The sequence below is a fragment of the Kribbella sp. NPDC020701 genome, from assembly GCF_055562215.1.
Genome location: NZ_JBVHFT010000075.1, coordinates 1 through 1,112 on the forward strand (window position 1 = coordinate 1; position 1,112 = coordinate 1,112).

General features: G+C 64.6%; 1 pseudogene. It reads left to right on the forward strand.

What is annotated here, in order from left to right:
• Positions 1-33: 33 nt before the first annotated feature.
• Positions 34-1,112: pseudogene (locus ACZ3HV_RS44590) on the forward strand (hypothetical protein); the annotation flags it as partial.

Below are 1,112 nucleotides of genomic sequence, written 5' to 3' on the forward strand. Positions count from 1 at the left end.
AATACCACTGAGCCCACGCAAGGCTGTGCAGTCATGACCACTGGTCTCTTGTGTGTCGATCGCTACGTCGAGGACCCGGGCTCGAACCAGTTGGGGCTGGAGAAGTTCTTGTCCTATACCGGTGAGGAGACCGGCGGCGGGTCGCAGTTGTTGACGAACCTGTACAGCGGCAACGCGGTCTGGTCCTACGACGCGCTGTCGAACCCGTCGATCGGGCCGTCGGCGTTCGTCCGGCTCGCGTACAACAGCATGGACGGCACCGACCCAGGTGCCGGGTTCGGATTCTCCGTCCAGGCGGCGACCTTGACCCGGCTGGGCAGTGAGCTGTCGGTGCCGACCGGCGGCAGCGTGAACAACTTGATGACGTTCGTCGACGGTGACGGCACGACCCACACCTACAAGCTCGCCACCGAGACGGCGAACCTGTTGACCTACACCCGGCCGCCCGGTGTCGGCCTGGACTTGACGCGTGACCTGACCGCCGACGCGGCACACCAGTGGGTGTTCACCCGGCCGGACGGCACGCGGTTCTACTTCAATCAGGACACGGGCCGGCAGACGTCGGTGGTGGACCGCAACGGCAACACGATGTCGTTCAGCTACGACAGCTCCGGCCGGTTGACGACGGTCACCGACTCCCGCAACCGGCAGGTCCTGACGTTCGGCTACAACACCTCCGGGCTGGTGTGGATCCGGGACATCTCCGGGCGGGCGCTGAAGCTCAGCTACAACAGTTCGCACCAGTTGATCAAGCTCGAGGACGGCGGTGCGTTCGATCCGGCGACGGCGACGTTCGGGGCGGGTGCGCCGGTGAAGGCGTTCCAGTTCGCGTACTCCGACACCTCGAACAACGGCAACACCAAGCTGATTTCGGTCAAGGACCCGCGCAACGCCGAGACCAAGGTCCAGTACTACACGTCGACGGAGAACTCGACCTACGCGTCGTGGCCGAAGAGCTACACCGATCGCCGAAATAACAACACGACGTTCTCCTACGCCGATCCGGACGGGTCGGCGGCGAAGGACATCGTCGCCACCGTCACCGATGTCAACGGGTCCACGCCGTCGGTGACGACGTACCGGATGGACGGCTACGGGCGGACCACGAGCAT